25 protein-coding genes (1 of these 25 cut by a window edge) are annotated in these 25,306 nt (G+C 64.3%); 11 read left to right on the forward strand and 14 right to left on the reverse strand.

The window, feature by feature from the left end; genetic code table 11:
• Positions 1-3 precede the first annotated feature (3 nt).
• From CCOS191_RS08630 to CCOS191_RS08640, 3 genes are read left to right on the forward strand one after another with little or no spacing between them, the layout of a single operon-like run.
• Entirely contained in the window at positions 4-1,197 is a 1,194-nt protein-coding gene (locus CCOS191_RS08630) for an acetyl-CoA C-acyltransferase (RefSeq protein ID WP_046854831.1), read from the forward strand.
• Positions 1,198-1,205: 8 nt separating this feature from the next.
• Positions 1,206-2,333 (forward strand): acyl-CoA dehydrogenase, encoded by a 1,128-nt coding sequence (locus tag CCOS191_RS08635; RefSeq protein ID WP_046854832.1) that lies wholly within the window; start codon positions 1,206-1,208, stop codon positions 2,331-2,333.
• A 13-nt stretch (positions 2,334-2,346) separates the two neighbouring features.
• Positions 2,347-3,120, forward strand: coding sequence for an enoyl-CoA hydratase (locus CCOS191_RS08640; RefSeq protein WP_046854833.1), 774 nt, complete (start codon positions 2,347-2,349; stop codon positions 3,118-3,120).
• A gap of 35 nt (positions 3,121-3,155) precedes the next feature.
• On the opposite strand, the gene CCOS191_RS08645 is transcribed toward CCOS191_RS08640, so the two are convergent.
• Positions 3,156-7,703 (reverse strand): DUF6543 domain-containing protein, encoded by a 4,548-nt coding sequence (locus CCOS191_RS08645; protein WP_156177520.1) that lies wholly within the window; start codon positions 7,701-7,703, stop codon positions 3,156-3,158.
• A 330-nt stretch (positions 7,704-8,033) separates the two neighbouring features.
• Here CCOS191_RS08645 and CCOS191_RS08655 point away from each other — a divergent pair, with 330 nt between their 5' ends.
• From CCOS191_RS08655 to CCOS191_RS08665, 3 genes are all read left to right on the forward strand, one after another.
• A complete protein-coding gene (locus tag CCOS191_RS08655) occupies positions 8,034-8,438 on the forward strand; it encodes a TraR/DksA family transcriptional regulator (protein ID WP_046854836.1) in 405 nt (134 codons plus the stop codon).
• Positions 8,439-9,088: 650 nt separating this feature from the next.
• Positions 9,089-10,195 carry a methyl-accepting chemotaxis protein gene (locus CCOS191_RS08660; protein WP_442963668.1) on the forward strand — a complete coding sequence of 369 codons (1,107 nt, stop codon included), beginning with the start codon at positions 9,089-9,091 and terminating at the stop codon, positions 10,193-10,195.
• Between the two features lie 115 nt (positions 10,196-10,310).
• Entirely contained in the window at positions 10,311-10,505 is a 195-nt protein-coding gene (locus CCOS191_RS08665) for a hypothetical protein (RefSeq protein ID WP_046854838.1), read from the forward strand.
• Positions 10,506-10,510: 5 nt separating this feature from the next.
• Here the strand turns inward: CCOS191_RS08665 and CCOS191_RS08670 are convergent, their stop codons facing one another.
• Positions 10,511-10,696 carry a hypothetical protein gene (locus tag CCOS191_RS08670; protein WP_046854839.1) on the reverse strand — a complete coding sequence of 62 codons (186 nt, stop codon included), beginning with the start codon at positions 10,694-10,696 and terminating at the stop codon, positions 10,511-10,513.
• Positions 10,697-11,010: 314 nt separating this feature from the next.
• Between CCOS191_RS08670 and CCOS191_RS08675 the strand changes: the two genes are divergently transcribed.
• Positions 11,011-11,481, forward strand: coding sequence for a hypothetical protein (locus CCOS191_RS08675; protein WP_046854840.1), 471 nt, complete (start codon positions 11,011-11,013; stop codon positions 11,479-11,481).
• Positions 11,478-11,687 (forward strand): hypothetical protein, encoded by a 210-nt coding sequence (locus tag CCOS191_RS08680; RefSeq protein WP_046854841.1) that lies wholly within the window; start codon positions 11,478-11,480, stop codon positions 11,685-11,687. Before CCOS191_RS08675 ends, CCOS191_RS08680 begins: the two co-directional genes overlap by 4 nt.
• A gap of 3 nt (positions 11,688-11,690) precedes the next feature.
• Here the strand turns inward: CCOS191_RS08680 and CCOS191_RS08685 are convergent, their stop codons facing one another.
• The 7 genes from CCOS191_RS08685 to CCOS191_RS08715 form a co-directional block, all read right to left on the reverse strand.
• The gene (locus CCOS191_RS08685; protein WP_046854842.1) at positions 11,691-12,056 is read right to left on the reverse strand and encodes a Na+/H+ antiporter subunit G; all 366 of its coding nucleotides are present in this window, start codon (positions 12,054-12,056) and stop codon (positions 11,691-11,693) included.
• A complete protein-coding gene (locus CCOS191_RS08690) occupies positions 12,053-12,331 on the reverse strand; it encodes a K+/H+ antiporter subunit F (RefSeq protein ID WP_046854843.1) in 279 nt (92 codons plus the stop codon). Before CCOS191_RS08690 ends, CCOS191_RS08685 begins: the two co-directional genes overlap by 4 nt.
• Positions 12,328-12,816 carry a Na+/H+ antiporter subunit E gene (locus CCOS191_RS08695; protein ID WP_046854844.1) on the reverse strand — a complete coding sequence of 163 codons (489 nt, stop codon included), beginning with the start codon at positions 12,814-12,816 and terminating at the stop codon, positions 12,328-12,330. The genes CCOS191_RS08690 and CCOS191_RS08695 overlap by 4 nt, the downstream gene beginning before the upstream one ends.
• Entirely contained in the window at positions 12,813-14,492 is a 1,680-nt protein-coding gene (locus CCOS191_RS08700) for a monovalent cation/H+ antiporter subunit D (protein ID WP_046854845.1), read from the reverse strand. The genes CCOS191_RS08695 and CCOS191_RS08700 overlap by 4 nt, the downstream gene beginning before the upstream one ends.
• Positions 14,489-14,833: a Na+/H+ antiporter subunit C gene (locus tag CCOS191_RS08705; protein ID WP_023632557.1), complete on the reverse strand. Its 345-nt coding sequence runs from the start codon at positions 14,831-14,833 to the stop codon at positions 14,489-14,491. Before CCOS191_RS08705 ends, CCOS191_RS08700 begins: the two co-directional genes overlap by 4 nt.
• A complete protein-coding gene (locus CCOS191_RS08710) occupies positions 14,833-17,739 on the reverse strand; it encodes a monovalent cation/H+ antiporter subunit A (protein WP_046854846.1) in 2,907 nt (968 codons plus the stop codon). Before CCOS191_RS08710 ends, CCOS191_RS08705 begins: the two co-directional genes overlap by 1 nt.
• A gap of 189 nt (positions 17,740-17,928) precedes the next feature.
• Entirely contained in the window at positions 17,929-18,873 is a 945-nt protein-coding gene (locus CCOS191_RS08715) for a DMT family transporter (RefSeq protein ID WP_046854847.1), read from the reverse strand.
• A gap of 84 nt (positions 18,874-18,957) precedes the next feature.
• Here CCOS191_RS08715 and CCOS191_RS08720 point away from each other — a divergent pair, with 84 nt between their 5' ends.
• A complete protein-coding gene (locus CCOS191_RS08720; protein WP_046854848.1) occupies positions 18,958-19,521 on the forward strand; it encodes a helix-turn-helix domain-containing protein in 564 nt (187 codons plus the stop codon).
• A 3-nt stretch (positions 19,522-19,524) separates the two neighbouring features.
• Here the strand turns inward: CCOS191_RS08720 and soxR are convergent, their stop codons facing one another.
• Entirely contained in the window at positions 19,525-19,980 is a 456-nt protein-coding gene (gene soxR, locus CCOS191_RS08725) for a redox-sensitive transcriptional activator SoxR (protein WP_046854849.1), read from the reverse strand.
• 87 nt (positions 19,981-20,067) lie between these two features.
• Between soxR and CCOS191_RS08730 the strand changes: the two genes are divergently transcribed.
• The gene (locus tag CCOS191_RS08730; protein WP_023631465.1) at positions 20,068-20,448 is read left to right on the forward strand and encodes an antibiotic biosynthesis monooxygenase; all 381 of its coding nucleotides are present in this window, start codon (positions 20,068-20,070) and stop codon (positions 20,446-20,448) included.
• On the opposite strand, the gene CCOS191_RS08735 is transcribed toward CCOS191_RS08730, so the two are convergent.
• Together CCOS191_RS08735 and CCOS191_RS08740 are read right to left on the reverse strand one after the other, a co-directional pair.
• Entirely contained in the window at positions 20,427-21,197 is a 771-nt protein-coding gene (locus CCOS191_RS08735) for an alpha/beta hydrolase family protein (RefSeq protein ID WP_046854850.1), read from the reverse strand. The genes CCOS191_RS08730 and CCOS191_RS08735 overlap by 22 nt on opposite strands.
• Positions 21,181-22,293 carry a DUF3182 family protein gene (locus tag CCOS191_RS08740; RefSeq protein ID WP_442963662.1) on the reverse strand — a complete coding sequence of 371 codons (1,113 nt, stop codon included), beginning with the start codon at positions 22,291-22,293 and terminating at the stop codon, positions 21,181-21,183. The genes CCOS191_RS08735 and CCOS191_RS08740 overlap by 17 nt, the downstream gene beginning before the upstream one ends.
• Before the next feature lie 195 nt (positions 22,294-22,488).
• Here CCOS191_RS08740 and CCOS191_RS08745 point away from each other — a divergent pair, with 195 nt between their 5' ends.
• The gene (locus tag CCOS191_RS08745; protein WP_046854852.1) at positions 22,489-24,291 is read left to right on the forward strand and encodes an aminopeptidase P family protein; all 1,803 of its coding nucleotides are present in this window, start codon (positions 22,489-22,491) and stop codon (positions 24,289-24,291) included.
• Positions 24,292-24,331: 40 nt separating this feature from the next.
• Here CCOS191_RS08745 and CCOS191_RS08750 read toward each other — a convergent pair whose 3' ends face one another.
• A complete protein-coding gene (locus CCOS191_RS08750) occupies positions 24,332-24,613 on the reverse strand; it encodes a hypothetical protein (RefSeq protein ID WP_046854853.1) in 282 nt (93 codons plus the stop codon).
• Positions 24,614-24,799: 186 nt separating this feature from the next.
• On the reverse strand, positions 24,800-25,306 hold the 3' portion of the coding sequence (rhtA, locus tag CCOS191_RS08755; protein WP_046854854.1) for a threonine/homoserine exporter RhtA. It continues 381 nt past the right edge of the window; 507 of the gene's 888 nt are visible here — the last part of the coding sequence; its start codon lies off the right edge, out of view; it ends in the stop codon at positions 24,800-24,802.

Here is a 25,306-nt window from a genome sequence, read left to right on the forward strand (position 1 = left end):
AACATGACCCTCGCCAATGATCCGATCGTTATCGTCAGCGCCGTGCGCACCCCCATGGGCGGCCTGCAGGGCGACCTCAAGAGCCTGACCGCCGCGCAGCTGGGCAGCGCGGCGATCCGTGCCGCCGTCGAGCGCGCCGGTATCGATGCCGCCAGCGTCCAGGAAGTATTGTTCGGCTGCGTGCTGCCAGCTGGCCAGGGCCAGGCTCCGGCACGCCAGGCGGCACTCGGCGCCGGGTTGGACAAGCACACCACCTGCACCACGCTGAACAAGATGTGCGGCTCGGGCATGCAGGCCGCTATTCTGGCCCACGACCAGTTGCTGGCCGGCAGTGCTGACGTGATCGTCGCCGGTGGCATGGAGAGCATGACCAACGCCCCGTATCTGCTGGATAAAGCCCGTGGTGGCTACCGCATGGGCCACGGCAAGATCATCGACCACATGTTCATGGATGGCCTGGAAGATGCCTACGACAAGGGTCGGCTGATGGGCACTTTCGCCGAGGACTGCGCGCAGAACGGTGCATTCAGCCGCGAGGCCCAGGACAACTTCGCCATCGCTTCGCTGACCCGGGCGCAGGACGCCATCAAGAATGGTCGCTTCGCTGCCGAGATCGTCCCGGTGGAAGTCACCGAGGGTAGGGAAAAGCGCGTTATCAAGGATGACGAACAGCCGCCGAAAGCGCGCCTGGACAAGATCCCGCAGCTCAAGCCGGCCTTCCGCGAAGGCGGTACTGTCACCGCCGCCAACTCCAGCTCCATCTCCGACGGCGCCGCGGCGCTGGTGCTGATGCGCCGCTCCGAGGCCGAGAAGCGTGGCCTTAAACCCCTGGCGGTGATCCATGGTCATGCAGCTTTCGCCGACACCCCGGCGCTGTTCCCGACAGCCCCAATCGGTGCCATCGACAAGCTGCTGAAACGCACCGGCTGGAACCTCTCCGAGGTCGACCTGTTCGAGATCAACGAAGCATTCGCCGTGGTCACCCTGGCGGCCATGAAGCACCTCGACCTGCCCCATGACAAGGTCAACATCCATGGCGGCGCCTGCGCCCTGGGCCACCCGATCGGCGCCTCGGGCGCGCGGATCCTGGTGACCCTGCTGTCGGCCCTGCGCCAGAACAACCTGCGCCGTGGCGTGGCGGCCATCTGCATTGGCGGTGGCGAGGCCACGGCCATGGCTGTCGAATGCCTGTACTGAGGTGAACCATGCTGGTAACTGACGAGCAACAACAGATCGCCGACGCGGTGCGGGATTTCGCCCAGGAGCGGCTGAAGCCGTTCGCCGAGCAGTGGGACAAGGAGCACCGTTTCCCCAAGGAGGCCATCGAGGAAATGGCCGGGCTGGGCCTGTTCGGCATGCTGGTGCCGGAGCAGTACGGCGGTAGCGACACCGGCTACGTGGCCTACGCCATGGCCCTGGAGGAGATCGCCGCCGGTGACGGCGCCTGCTCGACCATCATGAGCGTGCACAATTCTGTGGGTTGCGTGCCGATCCTCAAGTTCGGCAGCGAGGCGCAGAAGCAGCAGTTCCTTGCACCGCTGGCCAGCGGTGCGATGCTCGGTGCGTTCGCCCTGACCGAGCCCCAGGCCGGCTCCGACGCCAGCAGCCTGAAGACCCGCGCCCGCCTGGACGGCGACCACTATGTGCTCAACGGCAGCAAGCAGTTCATCACCTCCGGGCAGAACGCCGGGGTGGTGATCGTCTTCGCCGTCACCGACCCGGACGCCGGCAAGCGCGGCATCACGGCCTTCATCGTGCCCACCGATTCTCCGGGGTACCAGGTGGCGCGGGTCGAGGACAAGCTTGGCCAGCATGCTTCCGACACCTGCCAGATCGTCTTCGACAATGTGCGCGTGCCGGTGGCCAACCGCCTCGGTGAAGAAGGGCAGGGCTACAAGATCGCCCTGGCCAACCTCGAAGGCGGACGGATCGGCATCGCCTCGCAGTCGGTGGGCATGGCCCGCGCCGCCTTCGAAGCGGCCCGCGACTACGCCAACGAACGCCGGACCTTCGGCAAGCCACTGATCGAGCATCAGGCCGTGGCTTTCCGCCTGGCCGACATGGCGACGAAGATCGCCGTGGCCCGGCAGATGGTGCTGCACGCCGCCGCTCTGCGCGACGCCGGGCGTCCGGCGCTGGTGGAGGCTTCGATGGCGAAGCTTTTCGCCTCGGAAATGGCCGAAAAGGTCTGTTCGGACGCCTTGCAGACCTTGGGTGGTTATGGCTATCTGAGCGACTTCCCGCTGGAGCGCATCTACCGCGACGTGCGGGTCTGCCAGATCTACGAAGGCACCAGCGATATTCAGCGCATGGTCATTGCGCGCAATCTTTGAAGGAGCAGTCTGCATGGCATTCGAAACCATCCTGTTGGACATCCATGGCAAGGTCGGCCTGATCACCCTCAATCGTCCGCAGGCGCTCAATGCGCTGAACGCGCAGATCGTCGGTGAGATCAACCAGGCACTGGATCAGCTCGAGCGTGATCCGAACATTGGCTGCGTGGTACTGACCGGCTCGGCCAAGGCCTTTGCCGCCGGCGCTGACATCAAGGAAATGGCCGAACTGCAATATCCGCAGATCTACGTCGACGACCTGTTCAGCGATTCCGACCGCATCGCCAACCGGCGCAAGCCGATCATCGCTGCGGTATCGGGCTTCGCTCTCGGCGGTGGCTGCGAACTGGCGATGATGTGCGACTTCATCCTCGCCGCCGACAACGCCAAGTTTGGCCAGCCGGAAATCAACCTCGGCGTGCTGCCGGGTATGGGTGGCACCCAGCGCCTGACCCGCGCGGTGGGTAAGGCCAAGGCCATGGAGCTGTGCCTGACCGGCCGCTTGATGGGGGCCGAGGAAGCCGAGCGCGCCGGCCTGGTGGCGCGCATCGTGCCGCAGGCTGAGCTGGTGGAAGAAGCGCTGAAGGTGGCCGCGACCATCGCCGGCAAATCGATTCCGATAAGCATGATGGTCAAGGAGAGCGTTAATCGCGCCTTCGAGGTCACCCTGAGCGAGGGCGTGCGCTTCGAGCGTCGGGTATTCCATGCCGCCTTCGCCACCGAGGACCAGAAGGAAGGCATGACCGCCTTCATCGCCAAGCGCGAGGCGCAGTTCAAGGATTGCTGATGTGCAGGGGCGCGGCATTTGCCGCGCCCATGGGTCTAGAGGTTGAAGAAGTAGCGCGCAGCAGCGGCCCCTGTGATCGGTCCGCGGTACACCTCGACCACACTGCCGCTGCCGTCGGCATGGCGTTGCCCCGCCATATGGCGCTGCGCGGCGGTCTTGAGGTGGCCGACGGTGAAGTCGGCCTTTGCCGTGCTCATCGCTGGATAGTGAAAGTGCGCGTACCACAGTACTTGGCCTTGGTGGCTGATGCTGTATTCGTCAAGGAAGTCGGCGGGCCTGCCTTTGGCCTTGGCCAGCTTTGTGCGCGTTCCTACCGCGCGGATACTGAGCTGGTGAGTATCGACCAGGAACATGACTTCACCCATGCGCGGCGGTTGTGCAAGGGCTGCCGACGTACGCAGCTCAGTGGCTTTGCCCTTTAACTCCTCGGCCAGCGAGCGCAAGTTGCGCGCTACCAGTTCGGCGTCCTTGTCTCCCTGGACCTCGTCCGTTTCGTTGTCGTCGGTCAGGCGTGATTCGATGGATTCTGCGTGAGCAAGCAATCGCTCTCGCTGATGGTTCACGGACTCTTCCAGCTCGACTGGCAAGTATCGGGTCGACGCCCTTTGAAGCCTTGCGCATTCATCGCGTGCTTCCTCCATCACTCGGTCGCTGTCCTTTAGCAAGCGTTTGAGACTGGCTGCGGAAGGTCGGTTTTGAGGGCTTTCGGGTTTGAGCTCGACCCATTCCCCGCGCTTCAGGTGATAGGTCCGGGTGTGTGCCTTGCTGTCGGGGCCAGGGATATCGACGGTATTGGCATCATCGCCACGTGGCTCGGCCAACAGCAGCCCATGGTCGCTGGTTTCGATCAGCCCTGGCACTTTCTTGCGCAACTGCCGTAGGTTGTTGACCGGCGGGTAGTCCGGCAGCTCGGCCAGTTCCTCCTTGACGTGCGCGATTATCCAGTCGAGCTCCCCTTGCAGTTGGTGTGCGGTGTGCAGCGCGGCATCGCCTTCGATGTGCTCGACGAAATGGTCTAACTGGCGTGCCGCGTTGCGCAGTTGTTCGACGATGCTGCGCAGTAGCTTGGTCGTTACCTCCTGGTCCGGGTCGGGAAGCTTGAATAGTTTGGCGCGTTGGGCAATGCCAAGTTCGAGGTTGCTCCAGAAGCGGTCTCGCCAATATGGCGCTTCACCTGACAATCCATGCACCAGCGTAAGGCGGTTGAGCAGCCCTTCGAGGCGCAGGAAGCGAAGGATCAAGTCACGCTCAGCCGTGGCAGGCATGACGCAGGCCAGGTTGCGCCACTGGAGTATCTCGGGTTGCTGTAGGCTCGCCAGCTTGTTCAGTGCATCCTGGCATTGGCGCAGGTGGCTGTTGTTGTCGATCATTTGATCGATCAATGGGGCGAGGCGATCCAAGCGATCGGTGGCAATGCGTGCATCACTGGCGGAAAGATCCTGGTCCAACTGTTGCTGCCTGGCCACTTGCAGCAGCTGTTCGCGAACCGGCTGGTAGCGCATTTGCAGGATCTTGCGCAACAGACGTTGGCAGAAGCTGTCCTGGTAAAGGGCAAAGGCGTGGACTTTCTTGAAATCCTTGACCGGCTCGAGGTCGTTGCGGGTGCGTAGGCGTTCGAGATGAACGGTCCAGAAGCTGGAGAGGATTTGAACCTTGTCCTGGCAGTTTTGCAGGATGGTGTCATCGTGGGTGGCGGCTACCAGGCTTTCGATGGTGGTCTGTTCCTTGATTTTTGTGGAGATCGCGTCCTTGTCCGCCCTGATCAGCTCGTTCACGCTACGCAGCGCACTTTCTTTATCCAGTTGCAATCTGCGCAATTGCCCGGCAAGTGGCATCCCCCCCTTCAGGGTCAGGCGCAGGTCCATTTTCCAGCGGCCTGCTTCATCCTGGCGTAGCCACGGCCCAGGGGTCAGATCCGCTCCAATGATGCGCATCTGGTTGCGCGACGCGTCGAGTACGGCCTGATAGATGTCGCCGCCCAGATTGGCATAGAGCCTGTCATCCACTAGATACAAGCCGCGTAGCGGACCATTGGGAATGGCAGGGCCAAGTGCGGGAGTGGCGATGTCGGCTTTCAGTGCCTGTAGCTGTGCCTGCTGCGTGGCGCTGAGCTGTGCGTCGGGGCGCGACCAGTTGAGGTCGAATTCGATGGAGTTGCTGGTCACGGCGGGAGTAGCTGGCGCCGGTAGCGTCGCTTCCTCGACGGCGTCGGCTGGCCCGGGGAAGCCCGCCAATTCGCCTTCCTCCAGGCGCAGCCGGAAGATGGAGCGGGAAAACAGCAGCGTGGCGATGTTGACCAACAGGTTGACCAATGACAGTCGCTGCTCGTCAGGGCTGCTGTCGCTGTCGGAATCCGCATACTCGGCCAGCGCTACCTCCAGTTGTGTCAGCCACGCGACCTTGCCTAGAGTGCCGCCGGCCAAGGGCAAGAGGGTGTTGAACAGCAGCCACCCCAATTGTTTCAAGTTGGCCCAGCGGGTTTGCGCGGTGGTCGAGGCATGATCGGTGAAATGCGCGATCGATTCGTTGATGCAGGCCAGGTAGAGCGCTTCTCCTGGAGCTGTGACAGGGGCTTCCAGCGTCAGTTTCACAGGTGCGGGCGTCTCGAAGGGAACAGCGCTGGTGTCCTCCAGGACCACGAACAGATGGGGCTCGAGAAATCCGCCATGGGCATAGAAGCGTCGACTATCTTCCGGCAGGCGTTGCAACATGTCGTCCTGGAGTGTGCCGGGTGTGCTGATGGCAACGAATAACGCCAGGCGATCGGGGAACTGCAACAACGTGTCTTCATGCAGTGGGCGGTACAGCAGGCAAGTGTCACCTTTGGGTGATAAGGGCTCGATCAGCCAGGTGTTGAGCGGGTGATCCACGGTTGAACCTGACGCCTTGATGAAGCCTAGAGGACGCATCACCCAGCGTGGTGAATCATCGCCGATGGCCCAGAACACCTCGGCTATGTGCCTGGCTGCCTGTTGGTCCGGCAGCTTGCCACGCAGGTAGAGTTCCTGGGCATACGCCGGCAACTGGCTACGTAGCTGGTTGGCCAGCAAGTTCTGGCGCAATTGTCGTTGGGACGTGTCATCGAGCAGCACCTTGCGCAGCATGGCGGGGTAGCGGGTGGCGATGTCCAGTTCGCTGATCACGGTTCGCAGATAGCTTTCATCGAACCATTTGGGCAATGGCGTGTTGGTCGTGGAACGCAACTCCACCCGGCCTGGTCGGAGCAACCCGAGGTTGCCGATGGCCAGCTGGGCGATGGTGAAGCTGACAGGTGTGACTTCGCCTGTGGTGACGACCGTGCCTTGGACCGGCGCAGCGCTTGCGGTGGTCTGGTAGTTGATGATCTGGACCTGTTCCGCAGAGGGCGCGTCAGCGGGGTGGTCCATGGCGAAGCGTTCGGTGAGTTGAAGATTGGCAAACGTTTCGGCGTTGTCGATACCCTCCAGCCAAGACTCACCTTTAGCGTCCTGAATGCCCTGCGCGACGTCGAGCAGCAGGCTGCTGTAGCGCATCAACGGGCGACTTTGGGCGTTGCGCAGCCATTCGGGCAAATGCTCGGACAAGGCCTGATGCGCGGTGGCTTCGGCTCCGCTGCAGAAGTCCAGCATGGAGGTCAGCCGATCCAGCTCCTGGCTCATGTTCAGCGCATCCAGCTTGCTATGGTAACGCTTGGCCAGTTGCGTGATCACCCGCAGTTGCTGGTCCAGCAGGCCTAGCGCCTGGCAGTCGAAGACGGGCTGGGAAAGCGGAGTAATGGCCACCTCGTACGGCGTCAGTCGATCACTGGCCGGCCAGTAACGTCCAATGCTCTCAAGCAGGTGTTGGCGTGATGTGAAACGATGCAACTTGCCAGCCAGGGTAAAGAGGAGCGTGAAGTTGCGCGCAGGATCGTCATCGGAATGTTCAATAAGCAGTGCGCTGGCCAAGTCGGTGTCCAGCTTGCCGTCCGCCGAAAAGTCCACCGCCAGGTGCGATACCTTGAGCCCGGCCGTGTTTTTCCAACTGCCGTGTGCAGTCGGATCCGGGTAGTTATGCACCAGTCCGGCGCTTGCCAGGATGAATCCTGGCCATGTGTTGGCGTCCCGTTGGGCGTCGATGGCAGCTTGAAGTTGCCCTCGCAGCTGGTCCGCAAGCCAACGCCACGGGGTATTGCCGCTGGTATCGAAGCCGGACCAGTAGGTGATCAGCATCTGCCGGTAGTCCTCCAGCAGGCGTGGGGCAGCCTTGTTGATCAGCCGTTCCACCGAATGCAGATCTACGTCCAGTTTCCCGCTCGGGTCGGCTTGGATACGGAGCGTCAGGTAATCATCACCGGGTGTGAGGTTGAGCGTCCGGTTCTGGCAGTAGCGCTCGACGAGCACTTGGGACAAAGGGCGAACCCAGGTATCCCCTCTGTGTGGATGACTGCTTGCCAGATAGAGAGCCAGCGGGTCATGCTCATCGTCGGGTAAATGCTCTGGCCACCGTTCGAGCAAGATCTGATCGGCGGCATCGAGCAGCGTGGGGCGGTCGGTGAAACGCTTGGCGATATCACAGTCGAGGTTACTTGCACGGGGTAGTCGGGGGTGCGCGCTGTTGCTCATCGTTCGAACTTGATCTTGGAGAGGGGTACCGATTTGGGCACCCTGCAGGGCTTGGACTGCGGTAGTGGGCTACCACATGTCAAAACTGACTTTTTATTTCGGCATATTGCTTGCTGCCGCGTCGTTCAGGGAAAAGACGATGCCAATGAGCGGATTCCTGGCGATTTCAGGCAAATCGTCCGTCAATACTGTTGCCCGCCGCCGCTTGGCACCTTAGACTTCCGCCCCCTGTAAAAGAGTGCCGGTTGGCGCTTGAAGAATTCCGCGGCCGACGCAGCAGCGTCGGCGGCACCCGAATCGCCCATATGCACATTTTTCATAGAGAAATCGATGACCAAGGAACAGTTGCTGGCCATGTCGGCCGATGACTACATGAACGCCGAGCAGCTCGCGTACTTCACCGCGCTGCTGCAGGCGATGAAAGTCGAAACCCACGAGCGCATCGAACTCAGCCGCACTGCCATCGAAAGCCTGGATACCCCATCGGATCCCGCTGATGTGGCCTCGGTCGAGGAAGAACGTACCTGGCTGGTAAACGCCATCGACCGCGACCAGCGCCTGCTGCCGCAGCTGGAGATGGCCCTGGACCGCATCACCGAAGAAAGCTTTGGCTGGTGTGATGACAGCGGCGAGCCGATCGGCCTGAAGCGCCTGCTGATCAGCCCGACCACCAAGTACTGCATCGAAGCCCAGGAGCGCCACGAACAGCTCGACCGCCACCAGCGGCAGATCTGATCCAACGCCCTGCGCAAGGCCCCACGGAGCGATCCCTGGGGCCTTCTTGCTTTCTTGCCTTGCATCAAGTGCGACCGTCTTGCCCCTCTGGAGGCATGGATAATGGCGTTATAGTGGCGTTTAATGAAGTCACAATAACGACATGCGGATGGACCACGAAGATGATGCGAGAAGGATCTCTGTCGGCCGGTGACACGCCTCGGCCTGAGCCTTGCCGGACGGGTGCTGGCGTTGCCCTGTTGCAGGGTGTTGCCCTGTGCGCACTGCTGGCCGCCATGGCCTATGCCGGGTTGGCGTTGTACCTGGCCGTGCCCCTGGCGCTGCTGGTGCTGTGGCTGCCGCGTGGACGGCGTGCCGCTGTGCCTGCGGTTGCGCCCACCGCGCAGGACGATGACCTGCTGCAAGAGCTCGCGCGCGGCACCAGCCACAATGCCCTGTCGGCCGCCGCAGTGGCCCATTCGGTGCAGCAATTGGCGGCGCGGGTGCAGTCGCAACTGGGCGCGGCCCAGGAGATCGTCGGCAGCGCCGAGATCATGATCACCACCGAGCAGGCCACCGCCCAGCTCAGCCAGCAGGCCTTGGCCGCCGCGCGATCGGCCCATGACAGCAGCGTCGCGGGCAGCGTCGTGCTGGGCGAGTCGATACAGCGCATGCGTGACCTGAGCGAGCGGGCCAGCGCCAGCCGCGAGCTGATCGAGGCGTTGCACCAGCGTAGCGAGGATATCGCCCGGGTCACCCTGGTGATCCAGGCAATTGCCAGCCAGACCAACCTGCTGGCGCTCAATGCCGCCATCGAGGCGGCGCGGGCCGGCGAGCACGGCCGTGGCTTCGCGGTGGTCGCCGATGAAGTGCGTGGCCTGGCCGGGCGCACCGCCAGCGCCACCGAGGAAGTCGGGCAGATGGTGGCCGACATCCAGGCACGCACCGCCCAGGTGGTGGCGCAGATCCGGGGGCTGGCCGACGAGCTGGGCGCTGGGGTCGAGCAAGTTGAGCAGACCGGTGGGCAGTTGGCGCAGATCGCCGAGTTGGCGGCCAGTGTCGAAGGCCAGGTCAGCGAGATCGCCGAGGGGACGCAGACCAACCAGGCCCAGCTCGATACCCTGTTCCAGGCCGTGGCTCAGGTGCGTGGCGACTTGCAGGTCAGCGACCAGCAGACCCGGCGCCTGGCCGAAGCGGCGGTGCAGATGGAGGGGCAGGTCGAGAACCTCAGCGAGCGTCTGGCCGAGGTGGGGCTGGATGCCTATCACCAGCGGGTGTTTGAACTGGCCCAGGCCGGCGCCCGGCAGATCGGTGAGCGTTTCGAGGCGGATATCGGGCAGGGGCGGATCAGCCTGGACGACCTGTTCGATCGCCAGTACCGACCGATCGCCGGCATGCAGCCACCGCGCTTCAGCACGCGCTTCGACCCTTACACCGACACCGTGCTGCCGCAGATCCAGGAACCGCTGGTGCAGCACGACGGGCTGGTGTATGCCATCGCCTGCACCCAGCAAGGGTATGTGCCAACCCATAACAGTGCCTTCAATCAGCCGCTGACCGGCGATCCGGCCCACGACACCGCGCACAATCGCAGCAAACGCATCTTCGACGACCGTACCGGCAGCCGCTGCGGCAATCACCAGCAGCGGGTGCTGTTGCAGACCTACACCCGTGACACCGGCGAGTTGATGCATGACCTGTCGGTGCCGATCTTCGTCCAGGGCCGGCACTGGGGTGGGCTGCGCCTGGGCTACCGGCCTGAACCCAGGCTGGATTGAGCGGATTTGTTGCCGTAACTGCAATACAGCTGTACCTGGCGGCGCTTTTTCCCAGGCAAGGCAGGCCGTATCATGCGCGCATCGTTAGGTTGCTAATTAAATTCCGGAGGGAATGATGAATAGCCAAGTCGATGTAGCCGTCATGATCGGGACTGGCGTGCCGCGCTCAATGCAGGCCCTGGGCAACCGTGTGTGTTGGGTGGTACTGGTCGATGGCGAGCGTCGTGGCACAGCGTTCGCCAGCCGCGCCGAAGCATTGGAGTGCCGGGATGCCTGGCTGGCCTTGCTGGGCAGCTGTAACGTGGCCTGAGGCGTTCAGCGCTCGAACTGTCGCGCCAGTGCGCAAGCTTGCTCGTGGCATTGGCGAAAACCCCTGACCCGGCCCGTATCGCGTTCGGCGATGTGGTAGAAGGCGATACCGGCGGGAATGACGATGTAGCGCGGCATATCCTGGCCGGAAATGTTACGTGCCTCTCGACGGGTTTCAGTGTTTTCGTGCATATTCGCTCTCCTGTAATGCGCGACTGAAGGCCAGCACTTCTTTCTGGCGAAAGAACTGGCGCTGTTTGTCGCATCCTTTCCGGCATTTTTGCTGCCGGACATTACGTTTCCCTTTGCGGAATCGAGCCGAAGCTTACTTCGCATCGCCGGGCGGTGGCTGGGTGAACTGCTTCCTGGTTGCCCTTGCGCCGTTGCGCGTGGACGCTTTGCCGCTTGGTTCCACGGTCCTGCGGACCTTGACTAAAAAGTGCCTGCCACCTGACGCAACCTGTGTCCGTGGCGCGGCCGTTGCAATCGATGTGAGGAGCCTTTCATTGGCAGTCAGTACACTGGATACCCATGCGTTGTTCGCCCTGGGCGACTTGCGCGCCCAACTGGTCAAGCTGTTCCACGGGCGTTTCATCTATGTCACCGAGCAGAATCCGGAAGGCCTGTACATGGCCGAAATCGACACCGAAGACGCCATGGTGGTTGACGACAAGCAGCGCCTCGAATTGAAGGTGGGTGATCACTTCCGTGCCGCGGTGTTGCCCAGCCGTGAGGGTGGCAAGCTGGAATTGCGCTTTCGCGAGATCAAGCTGAACGTCTATGGCCAGGGCGACTACGCCTTCGTCTCGGTACCGGAAGGCGACGGTATCGTGTTCCGCGACGGGCATGGCGTGATGCTGGTGTTCGCTGCCCAGCAACAGGTGCAGGAAGGCCTGGGCAAACTGCTCAAGGCGGTGACCGGCAAGGTCGCCAAATGGCGTAAGGGCGAGTTGACCACCTTCAAGGCCAGCGAATGAGCGACGAGCCCAGCTCGGGCTCGCGGGCAGACTTTCACCGCGAGTACCAGGCCCGTGCGGTGGAGCAGGCCACGCGCCTGCTGGCGCGCCGGGATGTGCTGCAAGGCGCCTGGCTGGCCTGGGTAGCCGGCGAGCTCTATCGGATGAGCCCGCCGCCGTTTGCCGCCATGGTACGCCGCGAGTTGCAGCGCATGAGCCAGGCATGAGCCTCAGTTGCCGCGGTCGCGCCCGCTGCTGACTTCCTCAGGTACGTTTTCACCCGAGGTGCGTTTGCGAAACAGCGCGGCCCTGGCCAGCAGCAGCGTGGTCACCGGCACGGTGATCGACAGCAGGATCGGGATCAGCCATGCATGCAGCACCGGGCTCTGCTTGAGCACCGAGAAGTACAGGATCGAGGCCGCCGCCACGCACCACGCACCGATGGTCGAAGCCAGCGCGGGCGGGTGCATGCGCTGGAAGAAGTCTTTCAGACGCACCAGCCCGATGGCGCCGATCAGCGCGAACAGGCTGCCCAGCAGCAGCAGCGTGGATACCAGCAGTTCCAGCCAGAACGGCAGTTCGATAGCTTCGTTCATTCGATCACCTCGCCACGCAGCAGGAATTTGGCCAGGGCGAACGAGCCGACGAAGCCGAACAGGGCGATCAGCAGCGCGCCCTCGAAGTAGGTGTCACTGGCGTAACGAATACCCAGTACCAGCATCATCAGCATGCCCAGGATGTACAGGTAGTCCAGTGCCAGCACGCGGTCCTGGGCGGATGGGCCGCGGAACACCCGGATCAGTGCCAGGCCCATGGCGATGGCGAAGATGAACAGGCTGGTGAGGACGGCATAGGCGAGCAGGCCGCTCATTCGAAGATCTCCATCAGCGGGCGTTCATAGGTGTGCTTGAAGTGCTCGATGAAGGCCGTTTCGTCTTCAAGGTCGAACACGTGCAGCAGCAGTACGCTGCGATCCAGCGCCAGTTCAGACCAGACGGTGCCGGGCACCACCGTAGTGATCATCGACAATGCTGCCAGGCCATGGGCATCGCGCAGATCCAGCGGGATGTGCACGAACGCCGAGCGCGGTGGAGTACTGCCCGCGCGCAGGACGCCACGAGCCACCAGCAGGTTGGAATGGATCACGTCGAGGCCTACCCGGCCAATCAGCTTGGCGATTGTCCAGGGGCGGCGCACGTGGGCGTGCTGCGGGCGCAGCGGGGCCATCAGGATTGGCGCGAGGATGCCCAGCGCGGCACCCAGCAGCAGGTTGCCCGGGCTGACCGAGAGGTTGAGCAGCAACCACAGTACGAACAGTGCGACGGACAGCAGCGGCGCAGGGAACAGTCGGCTCATGGCTGCGCCTCCGCGCCGAGGGTGGTCGGGCCGGGCAGTGGCCGGGTGGCCATCACCGCCTTGACGTAGGCCTCCGGCGTGCTCAGGCTCGCGGCGGTGTCCTGGGTGTAGCGCAGCAACGGCTCAGCCTTGAGGCTGAGGAAGATGCACAGGCCCAGGAGAATGACGATAGGCACGCATTCATAGCGACGCAGCACCGGCGAGGGGCGCTCCTCGGGCTTCCAGAAACGCTGGATGCCCACCCGGCCGAAGGCGATCAGCGAGGCCATGCCGGACAGCACCAACAGGGTGACCAGGGGCCAGCCCGCGACGCCCAGCGGCTGCTGCGGGCTGACGCCCATGCCTTGCGGGTTGAACAGCGCGCTGATCAGGTTGAGCTTGCCGATGAACCCCGACAGGGGAGGCATGCCGATGATCAGCAGGGCGCAGGCGATGAAACTCAGGCCGAGGAAGGCCATGGTCCAGGGAATGATCTGGCCGATCACCACCTGCTGCTCGTCGTCCAGGTTGATGCCTTTGGGTGGGTGCAGCGATTCCAGCGGCGAGGGCATTGCGCCTTCTTCATCTTCCAGCGGTGCCTCGTTGGCCGAGCGCGAGCGCTCCACCAGCTCGGCTAGCAGGAACAGCGCGCACAGGGCCAGGGTGGAACTGGCCAGGTAGAACAGCGCGGCGCCGGTGAGGATCGGCTGGCCGAAACCGACGGCGGCCAGCAGCGTGCCGGCGGACACCAGGATGCTCAGAGCCGCCAGGCGCTCCAGACGCTGCGCCGCGAGGATCGACATGGCCGCCACGGCCAGGGTCGCCAGGCCACCATAGACCAGCCATTCCCCGCCAAAGAACGCCGAGGCGCCGGCTTGGCCCGAGAACAGCAGCGTCCACAGGCGCAGGATGGCGTACAGCCCGACCTTGGTCATGATCGCGAACAGCGCGGCCACCGGCGCGCTGGCCGACGAATAGGCCGGCACCAGCCAGAAGTTGAGCGGCCAGACCCCAGCCTTGGCCAGGAAGGCGACCGCCAGGATCGCCGCGCCGGCATGCAGCAGGCCACGATCGGCTTCTGGTACCAGCGGCACTTTCAGTGCCAGGTCGGCCATGTTCAGGGTGCCGGTCACGCCGTAGAGCATGGCCGCGCCCACCAGGAACAGCGACGAGGCGAATAGGTTGATGGCGATGTAGTGCAGCCCGGCCTTGACCCGTGCCCGCCCCGAGCCATGCAGCAGCAGGCCGTAGGAGGCCGCCAGCAGCACCTCGAAGAACACGAACAGGTTGAACAGGTCGGCGGTGAGGAAGGCGCCGTACAGGCCCATCAGCTGGATCTGGAACAGCGCGTGGAAGCTGGCGCCGGCACCGTCCCAGCGGGCTCGGGCGAACAGCAGGGCACTCAGGCCGATGATGCCGGTCAGCGTCAGCAGCAGCGCCGACAGGTGGTCGACCACCAGGGCAATGCCGAACGGCGCCGGCCAGTTACCTGGCAGGTAGACGCCGATGGACTCCGCCTGGCCCTGGGTACGCACCCACATCAGCAGGGTCACGGCGATGCCCAGGCCGATGGCGGTGGACAGCAGGTTCAGGCGTGCCTTCAGCCAGCGGTGCTTCTCGCCGATCAGCAGCATCAGCGCCGCGGTGAGCAGCGGCAGCAGGATCGGCGCAATGATCAGTTGGTTCATCCCGCTCATTCGTCACGCTCCCGGCCATCGACATGGTCGGTGCCGGTCAGGCCGCGCGACGCCAGCAGCACCACCAGGAACAACGCGGTCATGGCGAAGCTGATGACGATGGCGGTCAGCACCAGCGCCTGGGGCAGCGGATCGGTGTAGTGCAGCAAATCGTGAGGCACGCCGTCCTTGATGATCGGCTCCTTGCCGATGAACAGGCTGCCCATGCTGAAAATGAACAGGTTGACGCCGTAGGACAGCAGGCACAGGCCCATGATCACCTGGTAGGTACGCGGGCGCAGGATCAGCCAGACCCCCGAGGCGGCGAGCACACCGATGGCGACTGCAATGACTTCTTCCATCAGGCGGCTCCTGCTTGGCTGGACTTGGCGGGGCGGTAGGCACGCACCGACTGGTGGGCCAACGCGGTGAGGATCAGCAGGGTCGAGCCGACCACCACGGTGTACACGCCGATGTCGAAGAACAGCGCGCTGGCCACATGCACGTCACCCAGCAGCGGCAGGTGCAGGTGGGCGGTGTGGGTGGTGAGGAACGGGTAGCCGAGCAGCATCGCCCCGGCACCGGTAAGGGTGGCGCAGAGCAGGCCGGTGCCCATCCAGCGCAGTGGGCGCAGGCTCATCTGCGCCTCGACCCACTGGGTGCCGGCGACCATGTACTGCAGAATGAACGCCACCGACATCACCAGCCCCGCGACAAAACCGCCGCCGGGCTGGTTGTGGCCGCGCATGAACAGGTACATCGACACCAGCAGGGCGATCGGCAGCAGCAGGCGCACCAGGGCGGCCGGCACCATCATGAAGCCAAGCGCAGTGTCGGTGGCATGGCGCGGGTTGACCAGGTCGGTGACCACGTCCGGTGCCAGCTGGCGCTGCTGTGCCGGCAGCTGCATGCTCTCCTTGGGCGGGCGGAAACGGCGCAGCAGGGCGAACACGGTCAGCGCCACGGCCACCAGCACGGTGACCTCACCGAGGGTGTCGAAGCCACGGAAGTCCACCAGCATCACATTGACCACGTTGGTGCCCCCACCCTCCGGCAGGGCACGGCTGAGGAAGAACGAGGAAATGTCGTTGGGCGTCGGGCGGGTAAGCATGGCGTAGGACAGCAGGGCCATGCCGCCGCCGACCAGCACCGCCAGCAGCAGGTCGCGCAAGCGACGCAGGCGGGCGCGATCCTGGCTGCCGGGCAGCGGCGAGACGCCTTCGATACGCCGTGGCAGCCAGCGCAGTCCGAGAAGGATCAGCACGGTGGTCACCACTTCGACCGCCAGCTGGGTCAGGGCCAGGTCGGGCGCGGAGAACCAGACGAAGGTGATGCAGGTCATCAGGCCGCAGACGCCGACCATGATCAGCGCCGCGAGACGGTGGTACTTGGCCTGGTAGGCGGCGCCGATGGCGCAGGCGATGGCGATCAGCCACAGCGCGACGAACACCCCGGAGCCGGGAATCTTCGGCCGCTCGCCCCAGCTCAGGCCGCTGTACAGCAGTGGCGTCAGGCCGGCGATGAAGGCTGCCAGCACCAGCATGAACAACTGCGTTTGCAGGCGGCGGGTAGTCAACAGGCGCTCGAGATGCCGTGCCAGCAGCATCAAGCGGACCAGGCCATGCTCGAACAGGCGCTTGCCATTGAAGCGTTCGATCAGTGGCGGGTGGGGGAAGCGACCGCGTTGCAGCTGCTTGCGCAGCAGCAGGTAGAGAACGATACCGCCGCTCATGGCGATCAGGCTCATGATCAATGGCGCATTCCAGCCGTGCCAGATGGCCAGGCTGTACTCCGGCAGGGTGCCGCCTACCACCGGCAGGGCGGCGGCGGCCAACAGCGGGCCGACCGATTGTGCCGGGAAGATGCCGACCACCAGGCAGGTGAGCACCAGCAGTTCGACCGGCGCGCGCATCCAGCGGGGTGGCTCGTGGGGCGTGTGCGGCAGGTCGTCTGCCGTTGGCCCGAAGAACACGTCGACGGTGAAGCGCAGCGCATAGGCCACGCTGAAGGTCCCGGCGAGGGTGGCGATCACCGGCAAGGCGGCTTCGACCCAGGCGGTGGAGGTAATGAACACGGTCTCGGCGAAGAACATCTCCTTGGACAGGAAGCCGTTCATCAGCGGCACCCCGGCCATCGACGCGCTGGCGACCATGGCCAGGGTGGCGGTGAACGGCACCAGGCGGAACAGGCCGCTGAGGCGGCGGATGTCGCGGGTGCCGCTCTCGTGGTCGATGATCCCCGCGGCCATGAACAGCGAGGCCTTGAAGGTGGCGTGGTTGAGGATGTGGAACACCGCGGCGACCGCTGCCAGGGGGCTGTTCAGGCCCAGTAGCAGGGTGATCAGGCCCAGGTGGCTGATGGTCGAGTAGGCCAGCAGGCCCTTGAGGTCGTTCTGGAACATCGCGGCGAATGCGCCGAGCAACAGGGTGGCGGCACCGGCGCCGCCGACGATCCAGAACCACTCCTCGCTGCCCGACAACACGGGCCATAGCCGGGCGAGCAGGAACACTCCGGCCTTGACCATGGTCGCTGAGTGCAGATAAGCCGATACGGGAGTGGGCGCCGCCATGGCATGGGGCAGCCAGAACTGGAAGGGGAATTGCGCGCTCTTGGTCAGGGCGCCGATCAGGATGAGGGGCAGCAGCACCGGGTACAGCGCATGCTGGCGGATGATGTCGCCGGCAGCCAGGACCTTGTCCAGGTCATAGCTGCCGACCACATGGCCGAGCAATAGGGCCCCGACCAGCAGGCACAAGCCGCCGGCCCCCGTGACCATCAGCGCCATGTAGGCGCCGCGGCGGGCGTCGGCGCGGTGGTGCCAGTAGCCGATCAGCAGGAACGAGAACAGGCTGGTCAACTCCCAGAAGAACACCAGCTGGAGCAGGTTGCCGGAGATCACCAGGCCGAGCATGGCGCCCATGAACGCCAGGAAGAAGGCGAAGAAGCGTGGCACCGGGTCCTGCGGCGACATGTAGTAGCGCGCATACAACGCCACCAGGCTGCCGATACCCAGCACCAGCAGGCTGAACAGCCAGGCGAATCCGTCCATGCGCAGGACCAGGTTCAGGCCCAGGCTGGGCAGCCACAGGAATTCCTCGCGAATCACCCCGCCATCGGCCACCTGAGGGTACAGCAACGCCACCTGGACGGTGCCGACCAGGGCCACGAGCCCGGCGAGAATGGACTCGGCGTTGCGTGCGTTGTGCGGCAGGACAGCCGCCAGGCAACTGCCCACGAAGGGCAGAAGCAATAGCACAATCAATGACATAGCGTTCTGTTCTGAGAAGTTTGCCAAGGATCATACGTGCCGGGGGGATGATCACCAACACGCAAGCAGTTGCAGGATCGTACAAATGTGCTGTGACAAGCTGTTTTTTTATAACAGTTTTTTACAAAGCATAGCGGGTGAGGGCGTAGCCGTGGGGCTGCTTTGCAGCCCCGAGGAAGTGCAGGAGGGTTACAATCCCGTCTCGCGCTGACGCGCGTCATCGTCCGGCAACGCCTCTGCCTCATCCTGGCGACGAATCTTCAGCTCGCTCACCACCACGGCCAGCACGATCAGCACCCCGCCGATCAACGCCACGCCAGGCAAACGCTCGCCGGCAATCCGCCCGACAATACCTGCCCACACCGGCTCGCCGGCGTAGATCAGCGTGGCGCGGGTCGGCGACACCGACTTCTGCGCCCAGTTCATCGCCACCTGGATCACCGCGCTCATGGCGCCCAGGCCCACCGCGCTGGCCAGCAGCAGCCAGGAGAAGTCGGGGAGCTGCTCCTGGGTCGGCACGATCATCAGGAACGACAGCGCCGAGGCGGTGGCCAACTGCACCACGGTGACCCGACGCACATCCACCTTGCCTGCGTAGCGGCTGATCAGGATGATCTCGCCGGCGATTGCCACGGCGCTGACCAGCGTCACCAGCTCGCCTTCGCTGAAGTGCAGCGCGCCGCCCTCGGGGCCGGCCAGCAGCATCAGCCCGGCGAAGGCCAGGCCGATGCCCAGGCTCGGCATCAGGCCCGGGCGGCGGCCCAGCACCAGCCATTGCAGCAAGGGCACGAAGGGCACATAGAGCGCGGTGATGAATGCCGACTGGCTGCTGCTGATGGTCTGCAGGCCCATGGTCTGCAAGCCGTAGCCAAGCATGATCGACACGCCGATCAGCACCCCGGCCTTGAGTTCGGTGGCGGTCAGCCCCGCCAGCGAGCGCGCCGACACCAGGCCGACGAACAGCGCGGCGGCAGCGAAGCGCAGGCCGACGAAGAACATCGGGCCACTGACGGTCATGACGTTGTGCACGATAAGGAAGGTGCCGCCCCAGAGCATGGTGATGAACACCAGCACCAGTTCGGCCTTGCTCAGGCGGAAGGTGACGGCGGGCTTGCTGGGGGAGGCCTGGCTCATGGTCTTGCGCACTCGGAAGGGGCGGCGCACAATTCGCCGCAAAGTGGGCAGTATACTGCGCACCCCCTACCAGTGAGCAATATAGTGCACAAAGATTCCGAGCACCGGGCTTCGGTGCTGCAGCATGTCAGCCAGAATGTTCGCCGCCTGCGCGGTGACGCCGGCCTGAGCCAGGCCGCCCTGGCCGAACGCTCCGGGGTCAGCCGGCGCATGCTGGTGGCCATCGAGGCCGGCGAGAAGAATGTCAGCCTTACCACCCTGGACCTGATCGCCGAAGCGCTCGGGGTAGCGTTCAGCACCCTGATCCAGGCTCCCGATCGCCGCGACCCCAGCCGTATCGACGAGCTGGCCTGGGCCGGCGTGCACCCTGCCAGCCGCGCCGTGCTGCTGGGCAGCAGCCCGGCCCGGCGCGAGGTCGAGCTGTGGGAGTGGACCCTCGCCCCTGGCGAGTGCTACGCCAGCGAGGCAGACGCCGCCGGCTGGAGCGAACAGATCTATGTGACCGAAGGCCGCCTGACGCTGGTCATCGAAGGGGGCGAGCAGCAGTTGGGCAAGGGCGAGTTCTTCGTCTTCCCCAGCGATTGCCGCTACGCCTATCGCAATGATGGCGAGGAGGCGGTGCGTTTCGTGCGCAATGTGGTGATCTGAGGCTCAATCCTGGCTGGGTGGGTGAGGGCCTGGCCCTTCATCGGCCAGCCGGTCGTGGTGGTTGCGCAGCGGGCACTCTTTCAGCGACATGCAGCCACAGCCGATGCAGCCATCGAGCTGGTCGCGCAACATCACCAACTCGTCGATACGCCGGCTCAGGTCGTCGCGCCAGCGCGCCGAGAGGCGCTGCCAGTCGTCGGCGGTAGGCGTGTGGTCACAGGGCAGGGTATCCAGGGCGCCGGCAATATCGGCCAGGGGAATGCCCAGGCGCTGGGCCATCTTGATTACCGCCACCCGGCGTAGCACCGCCCGCGGGTAACGCCGCTGGTTGCCGGCGTTGCGGGTGCTGTGGATCAGGCCCTTGGTCTCGTAGAAGTGCAGGGCGGTCACGGCCACGCCGCTACGGGCGGCCAGCTGACCGACGCTGAGCAGGCGTTCCTGGGAGGATGGAGGCTTCATTGGCAATAAAATCCTTGACCTTGAGTTAGCTAGAGGTTTTACCCTCCACGACCATCTGCTGCAAGAGCCCAAACGAGGAGAAGCAACATGGCGGCCAATACCCATTCCCTGTGGTTCACCCAGATGATCGAGTACGACGTGCCACCACTGCGCCAGGATGCCCTGGCCGAGGCGCTGGTGGTACGCAGCGAACATCTGGCGCAACGCTGCGACGGCTTGCTGAGCGTCAGCATCCAGGTCAGTGACGACGGTCGCCGGGTGCTTCAGCTCCTGCGCTGGCAATCACGCCAGGCCTGGGCGGCGGCAGCGGGAAGCTTCATCGAGGAACCGTTCCTCGACCTGCTGGGCGAACACCAGGCGCGCGGGGTGAACTTCGCTGCCTACCAGACCTTGCGCAGCCTGGTGCGCGGCACCGATGGTGGCCTGCACTGCCAGCTGGGCAGTACTCAGGCGTACCAGGGCGCGTAGTGCGGGTAGCGGTCGAGGCGGGCACCGATGACCATCTCGCTGATCCAGGCCGTGAGAACCGCGCTGTAGGCCTTCTGGCTTTCCTCACTGGACAACGCATGGTCGGCGCCGTCGACCAGGCGATGAGTCATCGAGTGGGCGCTGACGAACGCCGAGCGGTAGCTCATCAGCGTGCTGTGGGGGACGTAGTCATCCTGTTCGGACTCCACCAGCAGCACATCGCCGGCAAACTCGGCGCAGGCCGCCAGGGCGCGGTTGTCGGCCGGGCCGAGGGTGCGCAGGCGGTAGGCGTTCAGGCGCTGGCGATCCAGGGCCTGCTTGGGCGCGTCCCATTCATCGTCCCAGTACAGGGCCGGTACCCTCAACGCCAGCCACTTCACGGGGCGGTGCGGGGTGAGCAGAGTGGCCAGGTAACCGCCGTAGCTGCTGCCGATCACGGCAATGGCGCCGGGATCGACTGACGGGTGGCTCGCCAGCCGGTCGTAGGCGGCGAGCAGGTCGGCCAGGTTCTGTTCGCGGGTGACGGTCAGGCGCTGGCTCTCGGTCTTTTCGTGACCGCGCAGGTCGAAGGTCATGCATACGCAGCCCAACCCGGTGATCTGCCGGGCGCGGGCCAGGTCGCGCTGCTGGCTGCCGCCCCAGCCATGGACGAAAAGAATCGCTGGCATGCGGCTGCCGGGGCTGACCAGGGTGCCGGCGATGCTTTCCCCTTCGACGTGCAGTTCCACGGTTTCACTCTCGATGGTCATGGTCGCGTATCCGTGCATATTTGGTAAGTTGTCCGAGTTCACTGTCGTGCCCCTGATAGAACAGTGTGGCGTCGGCGGGCAGTCGCGCCCGGCCGAACACCTCGTGGGTCGATGCGCATAGCCGCTGCAGCGCCGGATCCTCGGCGAAGGCCGTCAATGCAAGGACCTCGGCCGGACTGGCGCCACCCAGGCGCCAGGATTGTTCGAGCACGCCACTGCGCAGATGGCCGTGGCTGTCGCGACCGCGGGCGATGTCATAGTTACGGCGTGAAGCGATAAATCCGGGGAAGTAACGTTCGGCGGCCTGTTCGTAGGCCATGGCCTGGGTGATGGCCAGGCGCAGGTGATCCGCAAGCGGCAATTGCAGCAATTTCTGGTAGTCGCCACGCACGAGGACCAGATCGGAGCCGCCGTATACCTCGGTGCCAGCGTGGTCGCGAGTCAGGTGCTGGATGCCGTGGTAGCTGAGGGTCAGCCCTGCCACGCGGACCTGGCCGACGCTGAAGGTCTCGACGTTGTCGAGGTCTTCTTCCAGGACCAGGCCCCACAGTGCCAACGTCTGTTCGTCCATGCCCTCCAGCAACGGTTCCAGGGCCTGGGCGTCGGTGATGACCTGCTGGCCCCGACCGGCGCACGCCAGCACCGGCTTGATGCGTACCGGCCCCTCGCGCAGCAGCAGCTCGGCCGCCCGGCGGGCGTCGCCTTTGGAAAATACCGTATAACCACGGAGCAAGGCATCGCAGGCTTGCTGTGCAAACGCATCGGTCCAGCCGGGCGGGAAGCTGGCGTCGGCAGGCACTGGGTGGGAGATGGCCTTGGTAGCGAGGTGCGGATGACTGACGGCTCCGCCAAAAAGGTCGTTCTCGTCCTGGATGCCGAGCATCGCCTGACGCGCCGGATCGACCAGGGTTTCGCTCGGCACGTAGTAACAACATGCTTCGGCGTCGGGTAGAGGCGTTGGCTCGACGCGCTCGATGCCCAATAGGCGTGCCAGGTACTCGGCGATCCTCAGTTGGGTCGCCCGCTCGTGTTCGGGTGTGTGCTCGCGGGTATCGAGCAGTACGACAGCGCTTTTCGGTTCGCGGGAGTGGGGCATGGCCAACCTCGCGTTCGCAGGGGGTGTAAGGGGTGTGAAGGCGCGCAGGCTGTTTAGTTCAGGAGGAAGGATCGACGGTCGGCAGGGCACTTGGGGCAATGCATGCCTTGTTACGGTCGTGGTGATTGCGGGCGCCCGTCAGCTGTTTCATTATCGACGGCCTGGACCCGTCGACACCTATCCGCAGGAGTGCGCATGAACAGTCAGTCCCCGCTTCACGAATCCGTACCGGCGCGCCTTGCCCGCGTGCGCGAGGCCATGGCCCGGGAGGGCGTTGCTGCCCTGCTGGTGCCCTCGGCCGACCCGCATCTGTCCGAGTACCTGCCTGGCTATTGGCAGGGGCGGCAATGGTTGTCCGGTTTCGAGGGGTCGGTGGGCACGCTGGTGGTCACGGCGGATTTCGCTGGGCTCTGGGCTGACAGTCGCTATTGGGAGCAGGCGAACAAGGAGCTGGCCGGCAGTGGCATCGAACTGATGAAGCTGCGACCCGGGCAGCCAGGCGCGTTGGAGTGGTTGGGTGCGGAGGTCGACGGTACCGTGGCGGTGGATGGTGCGGTCATGGCAGTGGCCGCTGCGCGCCAATTGAGCGAGCGTCTGCAGGCGCGGGGCGCAAGGCTGCGTACGGATATCGATCTGCTGACCGAGGTCTGGAGCGACCGGCCATCGCTGCCGGGCAATCCGGTCTACCAGCACCTGCCGCCCCATGCGACCGTCAATCGTGCGCAAAAGCTTGCCGAGCTGCGGGGCACCCTGCAGGAAAAAGGCGCCGACTGGCATTTCATTGCCACGCTCGACGATATCGCCTGGCTGTTCAACCTGCGTGGCAGTGACGTTTCCTACAATCCCGTGTTCGTCTCTTTCGCGTTGGTCAGCCAGGACAAGGCGTACCTGTTCGTCGGACGCGACAAGGTCGATACGCACCTGCGCCAGGTATTGGCGGCCGATGGTATCGAGGTTCGTGACTACGTAGCGGTCGGCGACGCGCTGGCGGCAATTCCGGCCACGGCCAGCCTGCTGGTGGATCCGGCACGGGTCACCCGTGGGCTGCTGGATAACCTGCATGAGCAGGTGCGGCTGGTCGAGGGCATCAATCCGACGACCTTGAGCAAGTCGCGCAAGGGTGAAGGGGATCTCGCCCATATCCGCCAGGCCATGGAGCAGGACGGCGCGGCGCTGTGCGAGTTCTTCGCCTGGCTTGAAACGAACCTGGGGACGCAACGCATTACCGAGCTGACCATCGACGATCAGCTCAGTGCGGCCCGTGCCCGCCGTCCGGGTTTCGTGTCGCTGAGTTTTTCCACCATCGCGGCCTATAACGGCAATGGCGCCATGCCGCACTATCGCGCCACCGAGCAGTCACATGCCGTGATCGAGGGCAATGGCTTGCTGTTGATCGATTCGGGTGGCCAGTACCTGGGCGGGACAACCGATATCACGCGGATGGTGCCGATCGGTGAGCCGAGCCGCGAACAGAAGGCGGATTGCTCGCGGGTGCTCAAGGGCATGATCGCGCTGTCCAGGGCCAGGTTCCCGCGTGGGATCCTCTCGCCGCTGCTCGATGCCATCGCCCGCGCGCCGATCTGGGCCGACCAGGTCGATTACGGGCATGGCACCGGCCACGGTGTCGGCTACTTCATGAACGTGCACGAAGGCCCGCAGGTGATCGCCTACCAGGCGGCCGCCACGCCGCAGACAGCCATGCAGCCGGGGATGATCAGCTCGATCGAGCCTGGGACCTACCGGCCGGGGCAGTGGGGGGTGCGTATCGAGAACCTGGTGGTCAATCGCGAGGTCGGTACCAGCGAGTTTGGCGAGTTCCTGGCGTTCGAGACCTTGACCCTGTGCCCGATCGACACGCGCTGCCTGTTGGTCGAGGCGCTGGGCAGCGAGGATATCGCCTGGTTGAATGGCTATCATCAGACAGTGCGGGAGCGGCTTGCCCCTTTGCTGGAAGGTGAAGCGCTGGCGTGGCTGGAGCGGCGGACCGCACCTCTCTGAAAGTGAAAAGGGCAGCCATTGGCTGCCCTTCATGCATCTGTTACTTGCAAATCACGATCATGCTGCGGCTGGTGTAGCCGGCAGGGTTTATGCCGAACACGTAATCGCCAGGCTCTTCGTCGGTGTCACCGGAGCGGGCGATGACCTTGTAACCCTTGCTGCTACAGGAGCTGGCGGCCTTGCTGTAGCACTTCTCCCACGACGAGGAGAGTCCCGAGCAATTGATATGCAGGCCTTTCTTCCCTCGTTTCACCTCGGTATTGGCTGTCGCGGCACATCCAGCGATGGCCAGGATGCCCAGGATGAGCAAAATACGTTTCATTCCTGTCCTTATACGGCCCGACTACATTAACGGACCTGACGTTTGCGCTTTGCCTCTTCCCTGATGGTCTCTGGCGTCCATGTGTCGCTCAGTAGATAGCGTCAAGATTATGATCTGGTGACAGCTTAATCAGCCACGCCGGGCGGTACAAGGCTGCTGGATGCCTAAATGAAAATATTTCTCAAATCAGTCGGCAGCCACGGGTGGCGCCGCTTCCCGTTTCATGGAAAGGGTAGCGCCCACCGAGGCGGTGATGATGGCGAGAATGGCCAGCCACTGCCAGAGTGTGAGCTGCTCGCCCAGGAACAGCAGCCCGGACAATGCGCCAAAGGCCGGTTCGATGCTCATCAGTGTGCCGAAGGTGCGTGCGGGCATGCGGGTCAGGGCGACCATTTCCAGGCTATAGGGTAGCGCTGTAGACAAGATCGCCACGCCCAGGGCCACCGGCAGCAGGGCAGGGGTGAGCAATGCGGCGCCGGCATGTGCGATACCGATGGGGGCGACGAACAGCGCAGCGATCACTACGCCGAGGGCGGCAGTCTGGATGCCATTCTCGGCACCGGCTTTCTGCCCGTAGAGGATATACAGCGCCCAGCACACACCGGCGCCCAGGGCGTAGGCGGCGCCGATCGGGTCGAGGCTGGCGCCGGTCTGGCCTACGGGGATGAGCAGTAACAGCCCGGCGACTGCCAG

Source organism: Pseudomonas sp. CCOS 191 (assembly GCF_001007005.1).
GTDB classification, from domain to species: Bacteria; Pseudomonadota; Gammaproteobacteria; order Pseudomonadales; family Pseudomonadaceae; genus Aquipseudomonas; species Aquipseudomonas soli.